Source organism: Xanthomonas sp. BRIP62415 (genome assembly GCF_003993515.1).
In the GTDB taxonomy this organism is placed as follows: domain Bacteria; phylum Pseudomonadota; class Gammaproteobacteria; order Xanthomonadales; family Xanthomonadaceae; genus Xanthomonas; species Xanthomonas euroxanthea.
On sequence record NZ_QEZH01000037.1, the window covers coordinates 280741 to 298569 of the forward strand.

The 17829-nt window shown below is 57.9% G+C and carries 19 protein-coding genes and 1 pseudogene; 17 read left to right on the forward strand and 3 right to left on the reverse strand.

The annotated features are described in order from the left end of the window. The first annotated feature begins 131 nt into the window (after nucleotides 1–131). From EO141_RS20545 to EO141_RS21795, 14 genes and pseudogenes are all read left to right on the forward strand, one after another. Entirely contained in the window at nucleotides 132–3959 is a 3828-nt protein-coding gene (locus EO141_RS20545; RefSeq protein WP_206514844.1) for a LamG-like jellyroll fold domain-containing protein, read from the forward strand. A gap of 202 nt (nucleotides 3960–4161) precedes the next feature. After that, nucleotides 4162–4434 carry a hypothetical protein gene (locus tag EO141_RS20550; RefSeq protein ID WP_127170126.1) on the forward strand — a complete coding sequence of 91 codons (273 nt, stop codon included), beginning with the start codon at nucleotides 4162–4164 and terminating at the stop codon, nucleotides 4432–4434. 70 nt (nucleotides 4435–4504) lie between these two features. Further along, entirely contained in the window at nucleotides 4505–5029 is a 525-nt protein-coding gene (locus EO141_RS20555) for a hypothetical protein (protein WP_127170127.1), read from the forward strand. A gap of 971 nt (nucleotides 5030–6000) precedes the next feature. After that, entirely contained in the window at nucleotides 6001–6528 is a 528-nt protein-coding gene (locus tag EO141_RS20565) for a hypothetical protein (protein ID WP_127170128.1), read from the forward strand. Nucleotides 6529–6532: 4 nt separating this feature from the next. Further along, the gene (locus EO141_RS20570; RefSeq protein ID WP_127170129.1) at nucleotides 6533–7018 is read left to right on the forward strand and encodes a hypothetical protein; all 486 of its coding nucleotides are present in this window, start codon (nucleotides 6533–6535) and stop codon (nucleotides 7016–7018) included. A 332-nt stretch (nucleotides 7019–7350) separates the two neighbouring features. Then, a complete protein-coding gene (locus EO141_RS20575) occupies nucleotides 7351–7536 on the forward strand; it encodes a DUF2158 domain-containing protein (protein ID WP_127170130.1) in 186 nt (61 codons plus the stop codon). Between the two features lie 11 nt (nucleotides 7537–7547). After that, a complete protein-coding gene (locus tag EO141_RS20580; protein WP_127170131.1) occupies nucleotides 7548–7808 on the forward strand; it encodes a hypothetical protein in 261 nt (86 codons plus the stop codon). 90 nt (nucleotides 7809–7898) lie between these two features. Beyond that, nucleotides 7899–8708 carry a hypothetical protein gene (locus EO141_RS20585; protein WP_127170132.1) on the forward strand — a complete coding sequence of 270 codons (810 nt, stop codon included), beginning with the start codon at nucleotides 7899–7901 and terminating at the stop codon, nucleotides 8706–8708. A gap of 303 nt (nucleotides 8709–9011) precedes the next feature. Beyond that, nucleotides 9012–9725, forward strand: coding sequence for a Cthe_2314 family HEPN domain-containing protein (locus EO141_RS20590; protein ID WP_164739349.1), 714 nt, complete (start codon nucleotides 9012–9014; stop codon nucleotides 9723–9725). A gap of 133 nt (nucleotides 9726–9858) precedes the next feature. Then, entirely contained in the window at nucleotides 9859–10140 is a 282-nt protein-coding gene (locus tag EO141_RS20595; protein WP_127170134.1) for a hypothetical protein, read from the forward strand. A gap of 349 nt (nucleotides 10141–10489) precedes the next feature. Next, nucleotides 10490–10873, forward strand: coding sequence for a SymE family type I addiction module toxin (locus EO141_RS20600; RefSeq protein WP_127170135.1), 384 nt, complete (start codon nucleotides 10490–10492; stop codon nucleotides 10871–10873). A 169-nt stretch (nucleotides 10874–11042) separates the two neighbouring features. Next, nucleotides 11043–11552 carry a hypothetical protein gene (locus tag EO141_RS20605; RefSeq protein WP_206514838.1) on the forward strand — a complete coding sequence of 170 codons (510 nt, stop codon included), beginning with the start codon at nucleotides 11043–11045 and terminating at the stop codon, nucleotides 11550–11552. Between the two features lie 63 nt (nucleotides 11553–11615). After that, nucleotides 11616–12026 carry a DUF4279 domain-containing protein gene (locus EO141_RS20610; RefSeq protein ID WP_127170136.1) on the forward strand — a complete coding sequence of 137 codons (411 nt, stop codon included), beginning with the start codon at nucleotides 11616–11618 and terminating at the stop codon, nucleotides 12024–12026. 104 nt (nucleotides 12027–12130) lie between these two features. Beyond that, nucleotides 12131–12304: pseudogene (locus tag EO141_RS21795) on the forward strand (SymE family type I addiction module toxin); the annotation flags it as partial. Nucleotides 12305–12367: 63 nt separating this feature from the next. Here the strand turns inward: EO141_RS21795 and EO141_RS21470 are convergent. After that, nucleotides 12368–12508 (reverse strand): hypothetical protein, encoded by a 141-nt coding sequence (locus EO141_RS21470; RefSeq protein WP_164739350.1) that lies wholly within the window; start codon nucleotides 12506–12508, stop codon nucleotides 12368–12370. A 594-nt stretch (nucleotides 12509–13102) separates the two neighbouring features. Here EO141_RS21470 and EO141_RS20625 point away from each other — a divergent pair. From EO141_RS20625 to EO141_RS20640, 3 genes are all read left to right on the forward strand, one after another. Then, a complete protein-coding gene (locus EO141_RS20625; RefSeq protein WP_127170138.1) occupies nucleotides 13103–13612 on the forward strand; it encodes a hypothetical protein in 510 nt (169 codons plus the stop codon). A gap of 71 nt (nucleotides 13613–13683) precedes the next feature. Next, nucleotides 13684–14277 (forward strand): tetratricopeptide repeat protein, encoded by a 594-nt coding sequence (locus EO141_RS20630; RefSeq protein WP_127170139.1) that lies wholly within the window; start codon nucleotides 13684–13686, stop codon nucleotides 14275–14277. A gap of 433 nt (nucleotides 14278–14710) precedes the next feature. Then, nucleotides 14711–15100 (forward strand): DUF6869 domain-containing protein, encoded by a 390-nt coding sequence (locus tag EO141_RS20640; protein WP_127170140.1) that lies wholly within the window; start codon nucleotides 14711–14713, stop codon nucleotides 15098–15100. Between the two features lie 245 nt (nucleotides 15101–15345). Here the strand turns inward: EO141_RS20640 and EO141_RS20645 are convergent, their stop codons facing one another. After that, complete coding sequence (locus EO141_RS20645; protein ID WP_206514839.1) at nucleotides 15346–16077, reverse strand: carbon-nitrogen hydrolase family protein; 732 nt, start codon at nucleotides 16075–16077, stop codon at nucleotides 15346–15348. Nucleotides 16078–16311: 234 nt separating this feature from the next. Further along, nucleotides 16312–17568, reverse strand: a complete 1257-nt coding sequence (locus EO141_RS21800; RefSeq protein ID WP_241236707.1) for a hypothetical protein — start codon at nucleotides 17566–17568, stop codon at nucleotides 16312–16314. Between the last annotated feature and the right edge of the window lie 261 nt (nucleotides 17569–17829).

The following is a 17829-nucleotide window of genomic DNA, read 5'->3' on the forward strand; positions in this document are numbered from 1 at the left end:
GCGTGCGCCGCGTGCCGCGTTGCGGTGGCGCGTTGCAGTGTCTGTCGCCCGTGCGGTGCGGCAGTGGTTTTGAAGCAGTGGTTTTGAAAAGTGGTTTTGAACCAGACGAGGTGCGTGTGCTGAAGGTTTGGATGGGTTTGTTGTGCCTGATCGCGCTGCCGGTAAGCGCGGCCACCACCACCGCGCCGGAACTGCTGTTCCGGGTCTCGGCCGACCGCGACCTGCAGGCCGATGTCGCCCGCGGCGACGGCGTGCCCAACTTCCGCGACAAGATCACGCTGGTGCCCACCGGCAAGCGCGGCAACGCCATCGAATGGGCCGACGACGGCGTGCTGTCGTGGAATGCCCCCGGCAACCTCTACACCCAGCGCGGCACGCTCGGCTTCTTCTGGCGCGCACGCTATGCGGTGGGCGAAGCGCCGTTCGTGATCTTCCGCGTCGGCTACGCCGACCACACCAGCTGGGACATGGCCTGGCTGCGCATCGACTGGAACGGCCACGGCTTCGATGCCTTCGTCACCGACGCCAACCTCGCGCGCACCCGCGTCTCCTTCAAGTTCGACAAGAACCCCACTGCCAGCGACTGGACCCATATCGCCTTCGCCTGGGACGAATCCCGCGGCGTGCGCCTGTATGTGGACGGCAAGGAAGCCGCACGCGTGGACTGCGGTGCGCCCTGCGCCAACGGCGGCGCGCTCGACTTCGACGCCGCGCTGGACCAGTTCGGCCTGGCCGGCCGCGTGATGTCGCCGCACCAGGTGCAGAGCCGCTACAACTTCCTGCGCGGCAGCGACTTCGACGAGATCCGCATCTACGACCGCATGCTCGACGCCAGCGGCGCCGCCGCGCTCGCACGCCTGCAGGAGCCCGCCACCGCCGAGCCGACCACACCGGCATCGCAACACGCCGCCTTCCTGCACCGTTACGGCTGGGACAACGGCCACGCACCGCCGCTGCTGGACGCACCGGTCACCCGCATCCGCAAGGTGGAATTCACCGACGCACGCGACCTCAAGCAATGGATGTGGAAGGCCACCGACGGCATCGCCGAGACCACCTGGCCCGGCGTGTACAACCGCTCGCGCCTGCCCGGCCGCAACGACTACTTCCAGCTGCCGGACTGGAACACCTATGTCGAAGGCGGCAAGGCGCTCGACCTCACCCTGCCGGACGAGCCGGTCAACCGCATCGAGCTGCGCGGCGCCGCCTACGGCCAGGCCAGCTACACCGCCCCCGCTGCCGCCGGTGCCACCACTGCGCAGGCGCAACCGCTGTTCGCACGCAGCCAGGGCGTGGTGCGCAGCGTAGACCAGTTCCCCGAGCGCCGCGGCGGCACCCTGCGCTTTGCCAATACCGCGCAGGAAACCCCCATCCAGGAAATCTGGGCCTACAACGTCCAGCCGGGCGAGGTGCCCAAGGGCAGCGCGCAACTCAGCTACACCGTGCGCAGCGACATCCAGCCCGACTACGACAACCTCGCGCCCTTGCGCGATGTCATCGCCGGCCGCTACCCGCCGGGCGAGCGCCAGACCGTGATCGCCCTGCCCACCAAGGCACCCGCGCGCAAGCGCCCCAGCGACAAGGCCGCGGCAAGCGCGCAGCAACCCATCGTGCACATCCTGGTGCCCTCCAGCCTGGGCAACCCGCCGCCGGACCAGGCGCTGATGCGCAGCTGGTCCTACGGCTGGGAGAACATGCACGACGGCCTGGACGGTATCGCCATCACCCTGCCGGCGCTCAACCTGCCGGCCACCCACACCGGCAGCATCCCGCTCAACATCCGCATCAAGGACCCCATCTGGCCTGCGCGCGACATGATCGATGTCTCGGTCGCGGTTACCCCCGGCCAGGCCCGCACCCTGTGGCTGGACCTGCGCGACAGAATCCTCAGCAACGACAGCCTGATGCTCAGCATCGCCGCCGCCGCGCCCGGCTTCGATGCCAACGCGCTCGACGGCACCCAGCTGCAGCTGGTGTTCAAGCCGCGCGCCGAGGCCATCACCGAGCACGTCGCCGACCGCTTCAACCAGGTCAAGGACAACTGGGGCTTTCTGGTGGAAGAGCACACCACCTCCAAGCGCCAGCTGCTCTACAAGCGCCTGGACGCCGACATCACCGACCTGCTGCGCGTCGACCCGGACCACGCCCTCGGCCGCCAGTACTGGAACGACATCAGCTACGCCAACCAGGGCGCGTTGCCTGTCGAACTGCCCACCGTACCCAAGGGCGTGCCCGCCTGGGCGTTCTGGCAGCTGCAAGACCTCAGCGCTACCCGCCGCTATATCCGCTGGTGGATCGAGCAGCGCCAGGTGGCCTACGGCGATTTCGGCGGCGGCATCTCCGACGACTCGGACCTGGTGCAGCAATGGCCCGGCGTCGCCCTGATGGGCGTGGACCCGGACATGCTCAACGCCTCCATGCTGGCGCTGTCCGATGCCAACTACCGCAACGGCATGTTCACCAACGGCCTGTCCACCATCGAAACCGATGAGCTGCATTCCTATGAGGAGGGCATCAACCTCAACAGCGCCCTGCTGTACCTCAACTGGGGCGACCCGCGCACCGTCGAGCGCCTGATGGAAACCGTCAAGGCCTTCGATAATGTCATCCAGGTCAACCCGCAAGGCCACCTGCTGTTTGCCAGCAACTGGTTCGGCGGCCGCAAGGTTTATCGCGAGCCCAACTGGCAATGGCAAAAGCCGTATTCCTTCCCCATCGTGCACCCGGCCATCCTGCTGGGCGGCTATAACGCCGACCCCAACAGCCGCCGCATCGTCACCGGCCTGGCAGACGGCTATCTCGCCCATGCCTACACCAACGCCAAGGGCAACTGGGCCCTGCCCAACGAGATCAACTGGCAAACCGGCAAAACCCGCGGCGGCGAACTGTTCGAAGGCAGCGGCGGCGCCGACACCTTGCACACCTTCTGGGCCGCCTACCGCTTCACCGGCGAGCAGCGCTATCTCAAGCCCATCGACTACCGCGTCGCCAACAGCGGCCCGAATGGCCTCTCGCTGCTCAATGAAAACTTCCTCGACGTCATGGGCAAGCGCAGCGACTGGAGCGGCAAGCTATTAGATGCCGCCAACAAGGACGACGGCAGCGCCCCGGACTTCCCGCACTTTGTTGCCTGGGAGCAGACCGGCAACCTCGAGTATCTCGCCGCCATTTACCGCAGCGAGGCAAGAGAGAAACTGCAGAACCTCTACATGAACACCGAAGGCCACTGGTGGAGCGACCGCGTGGAATCCCCCACGGTCAACCTGCAACGCGCGCGCTTAGGGGGAGTGGCTCTCAAGCGCAACCAGACCTACCCCGGCCACACCGTGAGCTGGCGCTTCGCCGATCCAGAGGCCGCAACGCAAGTGGCCATCGCCATCCCCGCACCCCGGCAAGACCGCTTCACCATCCTCGCCTACAACACCTCCAGTAAACCTCAGCGCGCCAGCATGACCGGCTGGAACGTCGCCCCGGGCCAATGGCGTATCACCCAGGGCGTGAGCAAAGGCAATGATGGCAAGCTCGACAGCAACACCAAGACGCAAGAGCTCGCTTTCGAAAAAAGTGCATCCATCGATATCGACTTCCCGGCAGGCCGCACCACCATCCTGCAGCTCGAACGCATTGCCGAAGCAAGTCCCGTCGAACTGCGCCCGGACCTGGGCATCGGCCATAGCGATGTGCGTGTGACCGCAGACGCCATCGAAGTGACCGTGCACAGCCTCGGCCACGCCGATGCACCGGCCGGGTTTGTGGTGTTGGAGGATGGGCGTGGGAAGGAGCTGGCGCGGGCGGGGTTTCCTGAGTTGGAGGCTCCGCGGAATTTGGTGCCGAAAACGGCGGTTGTGCGGTTGGCGGTGCCGGGTAGTGGCGCTGGTAAGGGCGCGCGGTTGCGTCTGGTGACGGATGGCGAAGTCGTTGAGGTAACTCAACGCAATAACATATTGGCAGTGCCCTGAAAGTAGGTAGCGAGCTCAAGTAGCAGATTCACCAGACCTCAGCGTTAGGGCGCGAATTAAATCGGTGTAATACGATGAGTCCGTAAGGATGCGGCCCGATGTGCTTCAAACTCGTAGCGATTGACCGCAGGCAGGGAGTCGGCGAGGATCGTGTTATGCCGCGCTTAGGCGGTCCAGTAGTAGTTAGCGCTGAGGATAAGCAATGCTCATTTCAGTACTTTCTGGCGGTTGGCTCATCCTGCTAGTTGGGCTTGGCTTGTTCCATACATGGGAATCTCGTTCTCACGTTATTGCGTTTAGATGGGGCGCCGCAATTGCTGGCGTAAACCTCGCAGCATCGCTAATCGTTCCAGCCCTCGTTCCAAAAGGCACCGATGCGCTCCAGATCAGCTTTGTCACAAATGGCTTCTTGCTGGCCGCAGCGATTGGAGCAAACATGATGGCCGGCGCTGCAACGTTCAACCTAAAGCGCTAAAAATTCATTCAAGCCGACGCCGCTTTGCGGCGCGGATTAATTCAGGCGTTAGGTTGCAGAGGGAAATTTAGTGCCAACCGAAATATTGCTTTACGGGCAAATCGCGTCAATCCTGGTTTTTCTGGGCGCACTCTTCGGAGTCTACAGGTCGCTCGCTGCACAAAAAGATGCGACGATCCAAGTGCTGAAGGAGCAGATTGAACTGCTCAAGCTCCAACTCGACCACGCGCAGTCTCAGACCCCTGACGTTGCAGTTGAGGCGCTATCAAAGCGTGTGAAGTCACTGACCGAGGAGCTGTCGAGGCTTCAGCAGGATGCCAACGCTAGCGCCGACACGGTCTTGAAGAAAGAGCGAGAACTTGAGAGTGCAAAAGACGAGATGAACCAATTGCGAGAGCAGGTCGCTCGAGCAGAAAAGTTGTTCGATGGATTCTCGTGTCCCACGTGCAAAGCGCCGATGGCAACGCGCGACTACCATTCCGAGATCGTCGAGTACAACGGCCGAGACGTTGACATAGACCACGAGTTCGTTACGTATGAGTGTGGTCTTGAGCTATCCGATGGAAAGGAGACACGTCGATGCACAAATCGCTAAGGACTAACAATTCATTCAAGCCGAACTGGCTTCGCCAGTCGGATTAATTCAAGTGTTAAGGGGCACACAAACATCATGGCAAACCGGCTTCCTCTCACCGACTCCATCGTGGTTGCCATTGCCCGACTTGTCGACGATTCGCAGAGCGATAAGCGCGAACCAAGTCACTCGGATATTGAGTTTCAGATCGATAAGGCCAAGCTTACCGAGGTGGACCCCGGGCGACAGGGCAAACCCGTCGGTAAGTACAAACGCGTGCGTGGCTGCCTTAGCTGGGCACTTTCAAACAACGTTGCCGCTGGCGAAAGTCTTGTCGCGGGTCTGATCGCTACAGTCCAGGGTTGCGGCGGCTTTCGGCAGTCGTCTAGCAACTATTGCGGCGCAGAGCCAATTGCAAACCTAGCTGCCGCCCTTTTGAGTCAAGGCTGGGAGCTCGCCACCGACGGCTCGCTACAGCCTCGCCTACTCGATTCGCTCTCTGGAAAGGAACTTACGGTAGCTTTGGCCGCGTACGCGGATCGAGCGCGACGAGGGGCGTTGGATACCCCCCTCGTCGCGGGTACCGCCAAGGACCTCTTGGAGGCTACTGCCGCTCACGTGCTGGTCGAGAAATGGGGCACGTACCACAGCACGTCAAACTTTCCAACGTTGCTGGGCCAAGCATTCACGGCGTTAGGTTTCGCAACGCCGGAGACCCCGCCGGTGTCCGGCGAACCTGCCCAAAGCGCGTTGAACGCTCCGCGTACGAGCTTGGCTGTGCCTTGAACGCTCTCCGCAACAAGCAAGGTACAGGCCATGGAAGGCCATGGCTCAGTAGCGTTACCCCGTCGCAAGTACGCTTTTCCATCGAGTCAATGGGCAACATTGCGTCACTAATGCTAGATGCCCTGCGGCCGTGCAGCTGCCCCTAACAATTCGTCCAAGCCGCCACCGCTTCGCGGCGCGGCTTAACTCAGGTATTAGGTGCCATTTTGAACACTGTCGCAAACGTCAAAAAAAGACACGAGCTTGCAGTCCTTAACGCTGCCTTGGCGGAGCACAATAAGTTGCATGGTTCCGTGCTGGAAATCATCTCTCGCCCTGCCCCCCCTGACGCGGCTTTATCGGACGGGTCTACCACAACATGGATGGAGCACACCGATGAATTCTTTTCGGGTGATTGGGCAAGGGGCCTGACAACCCATGTAGCAGATGTGGTCCATCGCCCTATGGAGCAACGTGGGTACTTTGAGCCAGACGCTCAGCTTGCGGCTGCCTTTTGTAAATGCGTTTTGGACAAGGATGGCAAGGTCACGTACTCAGCCAACATTGTTCAATACCGCCCAGGCGTACCTGTTATCGGCATCGAATCACCTTGGCTTGATGACGACACAATTCGTGAGATCAATGAGGCTTCGACTGAGCTGGGCACTCCTGACATCTCTGGCACATTCGCGCATGTCTATCTCGGGTATCGTGACGCGTCAGGTAACCGGGCAGCGGTCTGGGCAGGTACCTAACTAAATGAGCTGGATCGCAGACCTAATCAAGCACATTACGGCATCAAACAAGCTGATGACCGCTATTCTCATTACGTCGATTGTCGTAGTTCTGGGTCCAGCCTACGTCCCGGCTCTGAAGCCAGTACCAGAGGACTGGCAATGGGTGCCTGTATCAGCTGCCATCTTTAGTTTTACGATGCTTGCGCTGTCTTTGATGACTTTACTTTGGAGCAAAGCGGGTAAGCTCCCGAAGACGCTTGCTTCGGCTATTCTTGCCGCTAACCCACAAGGCCTAGAGCTTTTACTGCTCAAGCATCTCGGGGAGAAATTCGGTGAAGATCCCATGAACCTTGATGGTCTAGACTACTCAAAGGTAAATCGGCTTGATGTACTTGCTGCACGAGACGTGCTGGCCCAGAAAGGCCTCATAACAATCGGCGACTGGAGTCCGAACCTGATCTGGATCACTCGGGAAGGTAGAAGTTTTCTTACTAAGCAGGCCCGATGATAGCGGGGCCGAGAAATGGGTCAGGTTGAGAAAGAACGGGGCCAGGTGCAATTAATAAGTCAAGTTGACCCCTTTTCCCCAATGCCTTGGGAGGCCTTTACTCGGCGACGCTCCATCTCTACCCGGAAGAGGCTGAGCAAGGAAGTTTAGCTCAGCCGCGCCTGTTCGCTACCGGACCCATTCATTACCAAGGCGCCATGTTTCACGGCAATGGTGTTTCACTCTGCTATGCAAACCTTCGTGGCTAAAAATTTGTCCAAGCCGACGCTGCTTAGCGGCACGGTTTAACTCAGGTGTTAGGCTTTGATACACACTTAGATGAGGGCTTTGAGATGTCCAATAAATACAGCGTTGGTGACATAGTTAAGCTTCGATCCGGTGGTCCGGATATGACAGTGCAGGACGTACCCGTAGCGGGCAATCAGTACAAAGATCACTACCGCTGCCAATGGTTCGCAGGCAAAAAGCTTGAGGGCGGCAACTTTCAAGAGGAATCATTGGAGCTCGTGTCGGCGTAGGAGCGTTAGCAATGCAATCTCACATTGACTGGATGCTTGAGAGAATCGACAAAGAAGGCTGCCTTTACCAAGATGATGTTGTCGATTACTTAGTAACGAGCAAGAAAGAAGATCTCTTGAGAGAGAGCGCGGAAGGAAACCTAGTTCTTGGGAGAGCGATTCTAGAGGGCTTTCGCAAGGCTACAGAGAATAATGTTGTCTGGGTCAAGCCAGACTTCTACTGGCGTCGCAGAGTTCCAGAGGACGAGCCTGGCAGAGAGGCTCGTGGCTAGGCAAAGCCTAACAATTCATTCAAGCCGACGCCGCTTCGCGGCGCGGTTTAATTTAGACGTTAGACGTCATCAACATTTCCGGACGCCCTAATGGATGACCTCGCAACTCGAGCAACGAAGATGCTCCGAACAGAGGAACCGTTCCGGCTTGTTGGAACGAACCGCTCGGTCCACTTCCTGAGAGGCGTATTCTCACGTGCCAGCATGTGTATTCCCGCGTTTTACTACTTTTTGGGCTCAGCTTCAGCGCATGGGGCGGCAAAAACAACAAGTGATTACCCATTCAAGATCGCGCAGACCTACTCCGAGTTCTCGGACCTAAACACGCTTACCTTGGCGTGTCGAAAAATGTTCGATCATGCGGCGAAGCCTGATCTCACAGGAGCGAACTTTGGTAAAATTTCGGATCAAGTACTCTCAGAGCACGCGAAACACTGGGAAAAGTACTCCGACAAAAATGCAGATGAGTGCTTGAGTGCATTAGTATTCTTGCGTAAATTTTTCTCTGAGTATTCCAAGAGTGATAGCGTTCTCCTCAAAAAGAGCGGCTGCCTACATAAGCGGATCGGACTGCTCAAGCAGCACGCCGATCGAGCTGCCGCTCACCTTTCGCTTGAGGACTATGCACTCGACATCATCGACCTGGCCCACTTCACTGCATCTGTAACAATTGTGGGTGAAATAGTCCGCAGCTTCGATAACCCAGGAGTAGGAGAAGAATACTTTAATGAAATAGACGAAGGCTCGCACGCAGCCGCAAAAAGGATTTTTCCACAGATTGCAGACTTTCGGCTTTTTAGTCATGTGCAAGTGCATCGGCAAGCCCGCTTTTACTGGAAGTGCCAAGACTATGAGAGTATTGAATCTTATTTTGACAAGTTGCAATGTGCGATCGGTTAATATGATCAGGTAGGCATCTAAAAATTCATTTAATCCGACGTAATTTTGTGGCGCGGCTTCGAAAAAATGAGTTTCGAGAGAGATTTTTCAACTTATCAACGGATGAGTTGCGCTCTAGCAGTGGCCCCTCACCAGAAATTCATATAAATGGGATCAGATTTATTTTTTAAGGAGCCGTGTGCGGTCCACAACACTTAAAAAAGTGTGAAAACTATGCGGCTACAGTGCAAATTCCTAGCTTCAGCCTTAATGGGGAAATGGGTGGTACTCGACGATCTTTATCAGCACGCTATGTTTACTACGGTGACGCAAGACAATGCCGAATTGCAGAGAGCGCTTGGCATAGGGCTTATGGACGACCTTGACGACTCAATCCCCGTCGATGAACTTCAGTTCTATGTGATGCGCGTCGGGTTCACTCTTGCGCATGCGATAGGCTGGGTCGAGCAGCTCTATCAAGCCGTGCACTTTATGACCGATTTTGGATACGGTAAGAAAGCAAGAGATCTAGGAATCAAACGACCCGCCCATCTGCTTTACAACATCGAGAATTATCTCATTAGGTTGCAGTCGGTATACGACCGTTGCCTGCAACTGACAAACGCTGTCTTCCATATTTGCATCTCAGATGAACTGGTTACACATGGCTTGATCGTCAGTAATCTTCATGTCTCCCGCACGCCAGTACCGAAGCTGTTGAAGGCCGTCAAAAAAACAATCGAGAACAACGCGCAAGATCGACACCAGCTGATTCACAGGCACTCGCACATGGATCCTCAGCTTCGAAAGATCGAACTGCTATACATGCATTCTAAAGAAACGTGGAAGGATGATACGAACTTGACCTATGAGCGCCTGATGCTACATCGTGCCGAACGAGTCAGAACTTTCACCACCAAGCGTAAGGTCGAGTTTCTGAAGATCAACTCAGTACTTGTGTCTGCGCTCTGCCCACTCTTTGACGAGCTGTTGCTTCAGTACAAACGGCAAAAGATACGACTGGAAAAGTTTATTTAACGAGTGCGGTTTGAGTGAGGGTTACACCTACAAGTGAAAGAAATGAGCTGGGTTGATTTACAAGGCAGCTAGCTATATCTCAGAGGCAGGTCTCATCTGGCCTGTAGGTTAGTTATCAATAATTGGAGTCAATATGCCGGTTGTAATTCTTGGAACGCAAATGGAACGTGGTCCGGTAAGATGGAGTGTTGTCACATCGGGCCTTGAAGGGGTGGGGCCTGCTGATAAGACACTTGTAATCAAATTCCAAGGCAATCCGGCCGAGCTTTCGGGATTTAATGGTAATGAATTAAATATTGCCGATTTTCGTCAAAATTGTAGCTTGGCGAAGCAAGATTGGATTCCTGAAGAAGGGGTATTTAGCTGTTCATTGAACGTAGGTATGCCTCCTTACATTACAGTCTCTTTTAAGTAAGGATAACGGATCAGAGTCATTTATACCTAATCTGAAACGGCGACGACCTTGTTGGCTTTCGATCAGTGCTTTACCATCCAAAGCAGTTGACATCCCAACCAACCCGCAGCAATCTCTACCACAAGGAGCGTAGAAACTCCTCACAGAGCGGTACCCACCTCCGTCAAACCGGTGGGTTTTTTGTGCCTGCAGCATCTTGCAGGTGCAACCGACGCGATGCCTGCGTCGGGAGGGCGGCTAATACAACACCCTTCGGGGAAATACGCCCGCCGGCTCTGTGCGGTTTCTAACCTCCCGACATCCCGTCGCCACCCGGCGGCGGGGCCTGTTCGTCAAGGAGGGCTTTGCCATGCGTCGATCCACGTCCCGCCCCAAGTCAGCGCGCAAGCGTGCCACGGTGCCGCCGCCCACCGAGGTCGTCTGGCGCTCGCTCGACCCAACGATCACGCCGCGGCCCTACCTTGACCGCCCCGCCATCCCCGAGCCCCGCCCCGATCCCACCAAGCCGCGGCGCCCAGGCCACCCGCGTGCGCCGCAACACTGCACCGTCGGCTACGGCTACTACCCCGACAGCCACCAGAGCATCCCCACCCTGCGCCTACGCGGCCGCTGGCTGGAACGACTCGGCTTCACCATCGGCAGCAAACTCAACATCCGCATGCGCAACGGTGAACTGGTCGTCACCGTGGCGGATGATGGCGAGAAGGCGACAGACAAGGCAGCCAACAATTGACGGTAGGCACTGACTCGACGAGCATCATGCTGACGCCGGCCGCGCACCAGCGCGCGTAGCGCTGTGCTTGAGGTGGTGCTTGGGCTACTGGGTTATCTGACAACTTATCCAAGCCAAAGTTGCTCCGCGACTCGGCTTAACACAGAGGCTAGATCCTACTTTGGCAGCGATGAAACAAGCGAACTTTTATATCGCAGTATTGTTGGCATTTGTCGTCGCGGCGTGCTCTCGTCCAGTCGCTCCGTTCTCACCTGCACACGTTGATCAGTCTGTATCACAGCAGAGTCGCTATCCGTTGGCAGCAGAGCCATCACTTGTCGGAACTTATTCAGGGCGGTCGAAGTCTGGAGGTGGCTACTTCTATGACCACGTCCTTGAGTACAGGGTCTGGCTCCATCCCGAGCAGGGAGCGGCGCCACTGGCTGGAGACGATGACTACTTCGCCGCGTTCGCGCAGTACGAGTCGGCGTTGGCCTTCTCGCAGGCGCACAAGGGTGCCGAGCCGCCCGTGGTCTTGGTGCGGCAGCTTGAATCGATCAATGAACCCAGTCCAGGTGTCTATCAGCACCAAAGCGGCGCACGGATCACTGAGTGGCAGCCTCAATGGCTGCCTGGATCCAAGCGCGAGCCTGATAGCATCACCAAGTTCCTGGCCGCGCACGCGTCAGCGCAGAAGTAGGCCTGGGAGTTCGTCCAAGCCGAGTCGCTTCGCGGTACGGGTTAATTCAGACATTGGAGTCCAATGGGAGCACTAGAGTATTCCGTAGCAACACTCCGATTCTTTGGAGACGATCTGGTGCCCGACGAGATCAGCGCGTTGCTTTCGGGCAGCCCAACGGCCTCCAGGCATAAGGGGCAAGAACTTAAGTTGAAGAACGGCGCATTGCGCATTGCCAAGACTGGCAGCTGGAGACTGACTTCAACGCAACGCGAGCCTGAGGATCTTGAGGCACAAATTTTCGAAATCCTGGACCAGCTCACCCAAGACTTGACTGTGTGGGAACACTTGAGCAATCGCTATGAGCCTGACCTGTTCTGCGGCATCTTCATGGCTGGGAGGAATGACGGTTTAGCACTTTCCGCTAAAGCCCTGTTGGCGCTCGGACAAAGAGGTATTTCCTTAGAATTGGATATCTATGACCCAACCCGCTAGAGATCCAATGCCGCGTCAGAAAATTCATTCAAGGCAAACCTTCCTTGGGGGCGGCTGAACTCCAAACGCCAGATCTGACCCAGGGTGCCCCCACTCACTTATGTGCCCCGTAACACTGCACCGTCGGCCAGAGCTATTACCTCACCAGCCACCAACGCATCCCCGCGCTGCGCCTACGCGGCCGCTCGCTGGAACAACTCGGCTTCACCAACGGCAGTAAACTCCACATCCGCATGTGCAACGGCGAGCTGGTCGTCAGTGTGGCGCCCGCGGACTAACGTGTGGGCTACGCGTACACATCTGTTGGGTCTGGTGTGCCGCCGGTGAGCGGGGCTGCCGCCTCACACCATTCGATGAGGTGGAGTAATCGAAGTTTTCTGTTGCTGTTCCTGCTGTTGCCGGTACATCTGGCCAAGCGCCTGCACCTGGCTCGACTGCTCTACTGGCCGTGCGATGGCGTCGCCTGTTTTCATGTTCGCCATCAGGTTAGCAGAGTTGTCGAGCGCCCCTTGAATAGCAAACGCAAAAACAGGGTCAGGCTCACTTTAGAAACCAAGCTGGCCGCGTTTTCTAGCGGGCTGGCTTAACTTAGGTATTGGAACTCATGGCAAGCATCGGAGTTATCTTGCGAGCAAATGAAGATCTGGATGAGTTACCTGAGAACTGGGCTCCAGAGCCACTTGGTCCAAGGGCAGATGTCCTGGCTGCAATCGGAAGTTGCGTGCCCGCTGAGGTTGCCAGTTTGGCACTAAATTCCGAGTCGAGGAACCTGAGGATAGCGAGGAGCCGCGGACCATATCCGTATCAGGCGCCTGGGGTCAAAGAGAGGCTGCAATGTTGCAGAGGCTGTGCAACTTGCTTGGTGCGCGGTTCTACGATGCTGAGGCTGGGGATTTCATAAATTTAGCGCAGAAAGGGTGAGATTCACTTAGAAGTCAACCTAGCCCTGTTTCCCATTCCACATCTTCGCCCTCTGCATCCAGAGGCGTTGTAGAGTGGAGTCTATCAATCCACTCAAGCTGTACCCGCTTCACGGGAAGGCTTGATCAAACGTTAGGCCTAAGCGGGGCACTCCGATGAAACTTGCAGCACTCCTGGCCATTGCTCTAGCGAGTACCTTGCTTGCGGCTCCGCTAGCGCATGGCGGGAAGCTCAGGGTTAAGACAGATCAAGTCGTAGACCTGACACGATTCCTTGAGGAGAAGCCGCTTGACGAAAGCGCGCCAGCCATTCGCTCGCTCCTTATAGATTGGGAAAAGAAGAGCAAGGATGTGGTCGATTACGTTTGCCCAGGCGTACTTACACCAATTCTAGCGACCGATGTTCCCAACTCCGCAGAGCTATTGGTACAGTTCATTTTTGGAAGCGCCGCGCATCAAATTGGCAACCCAAGCGACAAGGGGAAGGTCGTGCCCGGACAACTCGCTGGGATGCGCAGCATGCTCAAGGCTTATGGAGCATTTCTTGTGGCGGATCCGGCGGCCCGGATCCCGAGACTAGACGAGCTAACTCAGATGAGTGCTGCAGGAACATTGCCCGAGTACCTTGAGCCAATCGTAGTGAAAGAATGCGGCGATGGTTCTTGAGGCTTAGTCCAATCATTCAAGCCGAAGCCGCTCCACGGCGCGGCTCAACTTAGGGCGTTAGGCTCACCAGCATGTCTCGCATCGCTAGATACAGAATTGGTTATTTGCTCGTGCTTGGCGCACTAAGCGCGCTGACGTATACCGTGGTCCGCGCTGCAGGCGGCTCCAGCGCTGCATTACTTACGGTCGGCTTCCTGCTCCTCGTGCCTGGCAGACTTCAGGGCTTGCTGCTGCGGCCCCTGTTTGGAGGACAGCGCGCACTTGCTGAAGGCAAGCCTGAGGAGGCGACCGTCCAGTTCCATCACCAGCTCACTCAGCTCCAAGCACAGCCATGGCGGCGTCTCGCACTCTGGCTAGGCTGGTCTACGTATACTCCAAGCCTCGCTGCCATGGTGACCAACAACCTCGGAGTCGCTTATGCGGCGCTGGGTGAGCTTGAGCAGGCACAAGCTGCCTGGAAACATGCATTGGCGCTAGATCATCTGTACCCGGTTCCGTATGCCAACTTGGCTGCCGCCGCTGCCGCTCGTGGCGCTTCCGATGAGGTGCACTCGCTATTGTGCCAAGCACGGAAGCTGGGCTACAGCGGCGGCCCTTTGGATCAGGCCACGCACCGAATGCAGCAATTACTAGCCGCCGTGGAGTCTCGCGGGACTGCGTTGTGAGGCTCAATAATTCATCCGTGTCGACGCCGCCTTGCGGCGCGGCTCTTCTGTTGTCTCTCCAGCGTGCTTTGCTTGGTGAGATCCATTCACAGCTTAGACAAGCGTCGATTGAGGCTGATCCCGGGACAAGCGTTGTTCGGTTGCGATTTGAGTACGACGGAGAGCCTTCCAAGGCTGCGCTCGACAGCAGCTCATGCGCTGCGACGGAAGTGATTGCTGACTTCCCTGCGCCGTGGAATTTAGATGATCAGCATGTTTCCGTGGCATATCCACACAAGCTCTCGGCGTTGGCCCATATTGCCTACCGTCGTTGGGAGCCTGAGCATGCTACCTAGCGGCTAGTCTGTGTCCCGCAATCCGGCGGCGTACATCAATTCATTCAAGTCGGCGCCATTTCGGTGCACGGCGCACTTCGAATCATGGTGTGGTCAGAATGCATGCATGGTCCAGCATTGAAGAGTGGGCGCAAGCGTACATCCGCGTTCATGAGGCGGAGGCTTCACTGGATGATTCGCACCCGGACTACCTGGCTGCCTATGAGTTCATGGTGGAGCTGGTCGGTGAAAATGCAGAGCAATGTTGGGCCGGCATTCTTGAGGTAGTTCGGCGCCGGCCAACAGAGCGTGTGCTTGGTATGGTCGCCGCCGGGCTGGTCGAAGACTTACTCGATGGCTCCGGTGCGGTATTCATTGAGCGCATCGAGGCTCAGGCAGGCACCGATTCCGTCTTTCGCAAGATGCTCCATGGTGCCTGGGAGAGCGGCACGCCAGAGGTCTGGTCGCGGTTCGTGGCAGCTCGTGGGGAGTTCGCAGATGCTGGCTGACACTTCATCGATGCCGGGCGACCAAGAACGGTGTCAGCTTCACTTATAAGGCTAAGCTGACCTTGTTTCGCAGTGGTGCTGAGTCCGTGTTGACCTGTACCCCCAGGTCGTTGCGTCCTGATAATGCGTTCAAGCCAAACCCGCCGCCGCGGATGTCCTCGCGCAGCTGCTGACGCAGCGGGCAATTGGAATTGCCGAGTGTCACCGCATAGGTAGGGCCGCCTTTCGTTGGTCTTGGCCTGACCTCAAGGCAATCGGATAACGCTCGCTTCTCCATTCCTTGTGTCGTACGCCACCAATGCCTCCTGGAAAGCGTCAGCGCTGCACAGGCATTCACCATCGCTGCTCCATATGGCAGACCGACCCGCTCCTATGAAGGTGTCGGCGGGGCCTACACAGTTCGCCATCAAGACAGTCATGGAATGCGTTTTTGCAATCGTCGGATGATGGCTGTAGGCCGATGTCACGCCTCTCTCGGATTTGGCCACGCTTGCCAGGTACACGCCAGCACCTGACGCTGCAGCTTGTTCCGCATGGCTTGCCTGCAGTGACTCGTAGCAAATGGCAGGCGCCAGCAGCTGATCTGCGTGTCTGAGAACATGCTGCTCGCTACCGGCGGTGAAGAACGGGAACTCGTCGGGGTGTAACTGCTGTTTGGAGTAGCTTGTGCGCTCCAGCCCCGGTTGGAAGCAGAGCATGCTGATTTCGGTGCCCTTTGCCCCCTTCGTGGGCGCGCCAACGGCGATGAGCATGCCGTACCGGTCACTTGCCAGCTGAAATTGATCAAAGCGCTGATCAGCCGGCTGCACCGCCAGGGCCTGCGCCAATCCGGGTTCGTAACCGGTGAGGGACAGCTCGGGAAAGACCAGCACATCGGCACCCTTGCTCGCAGCCAGGCGAATGACATCGAGGTGCTTACTGATGTTCTCTTCGATTTGGCCAGGCGTCGAAAGGATCTGCGCGGCTGTTAGCTTCATTGCCTGTCTCGTGTCCACGTATTGGGATTGAGCGTAGCGGATTCCAACAGACTGGTAACCAGCATGCTCTCGAATTACGCATATGCTGCTCGCACGCTCGTGCCCTCAAAAGCGGAGCGTCTTGGCCCGTGCTTGTCTTCATCAACGGCACAGGGCAGATGTATAGCGTGGGTTTTTACCAATCTTCTCCTACTTGCTTCTTTGGAAAAAAAGGCACGCCGCTGAGGGATGTACTCATTTATTGAGCACCTCGGTTGTCCATACCTGGTCGTAATCCGCGTTGTGCGCCTTGGTAAAACCGTGGGCATCGCTGAATCCATCATCGACCTTCTGGCCATCCTTGTAGATCACGTAATGGCGCCCGCCGGCAGCCTGGTCGCCGTGATAATGCAGCTGCATCCGGTACACCAGCCTGCTCTCTTCTACTGCTGGCGTCGCGTGCTGCTGTCCACCGCTGCTGGTGAGTTGCTGTATGTGCAACAGCGGTGTGGTCTGCTGCGGATGGGCCACAACCCAGCTTCTGAACTTGGCTTGGTCCTGCGCTGACGTCTGCCCGGACGCTGGCCAGATGTAGAGAAACGTTGCCGGCGTATCGGGTGCCGTACTGGCGGCCGGAAGGTGCCACTCGTAGACCTGGTGCTTGCCATCGGCTGTCGTCATCTCGAGCAGGCGTGCACTGGCTTGCGATGGGTTGCCGGCGGCGACCGGCAGTTCACTGATCGGCGCGAGGCTGGAGTCCGGGATGGCGCCCGCCAGTGCCAGCAGCAGATCGCGCTGGTTTGTCACTTCCTGCGCGTTCAACGACAGCGAGCGCAGGTAGCGCGAACGCAGACTGAAACGGTAGCGCGTTCCCTGCAGGGTGAATTCTCCCTCGACCCTGGAGGCTTCGTGCCAGTCGTGCCCATGTGCCAGATTGACAGCGCCGTGCATGACGCAAAACCCCTGCCGGGATTGCGCCGCTGGCGGGAAGGGCGATGCGCTGCTGGTGATCGAGGCCAGGATGTCCTTGGTGCGCCGTTCGGTGATGTCCTGCAGGCGGCTGATGGCCGTTTTCTGGAAACGAAAGGTCGTGCCATCGCGATGGGCGAAGCCAGTGACCTCTACGACATTCGGGTCGAGCGGCAGCGCGTCTTCCGCGTGTGCGACGATGACCCTGCCATCGTCCTGCGCCAGCGTTTCCACGGGCTTGATCAGTTGGCGCACCCGGCCATTGCTGGCCGGTGCTTGCGCGGCCAGCAGGCGCTGCGCATAGCTGGTTGCGTCTTCGCGGTAGCTGTCGATGTCGCCCCAGTAAAACTGCGCGGAACTTCCCAGAAAGTGCAGGGGCACATTGGACGTCACGGCAAGCCGCCCGATGCAGTAATTTGCGTTGGCGGTAGTGTCCACCGATGGCGGCGGCGTGTTGGTGGTGGTGTTCGTGCTGCAAGCGGCAAGCAACGCCACGGAAAGAAACAGAAGTGCGCGCAGCGGGCGTGGGGCGGGACGTCTCAACGCAATTCCTTCAGAACAGCAATCGGCAATGATAGATGACGCCGGTCCACGTGGTGCGCCACCGCTGGCCAGGTGATCTGGTGCTTCCTGCTGCTTCCGTGCATTGGCCGATTGCGGGGTCGAGCGAGCCGCATCCGTTCTGGCCGGTGCAGGCCAACGGAAACCGCACTGCGCCACCTCGCATCGGCTTTTATGCCGTAGTGATGGCGTGCCTGCTTCCGTTGAGCGGGGGCGCTTGGGCCTGCGTTGGGGATGGGCCAG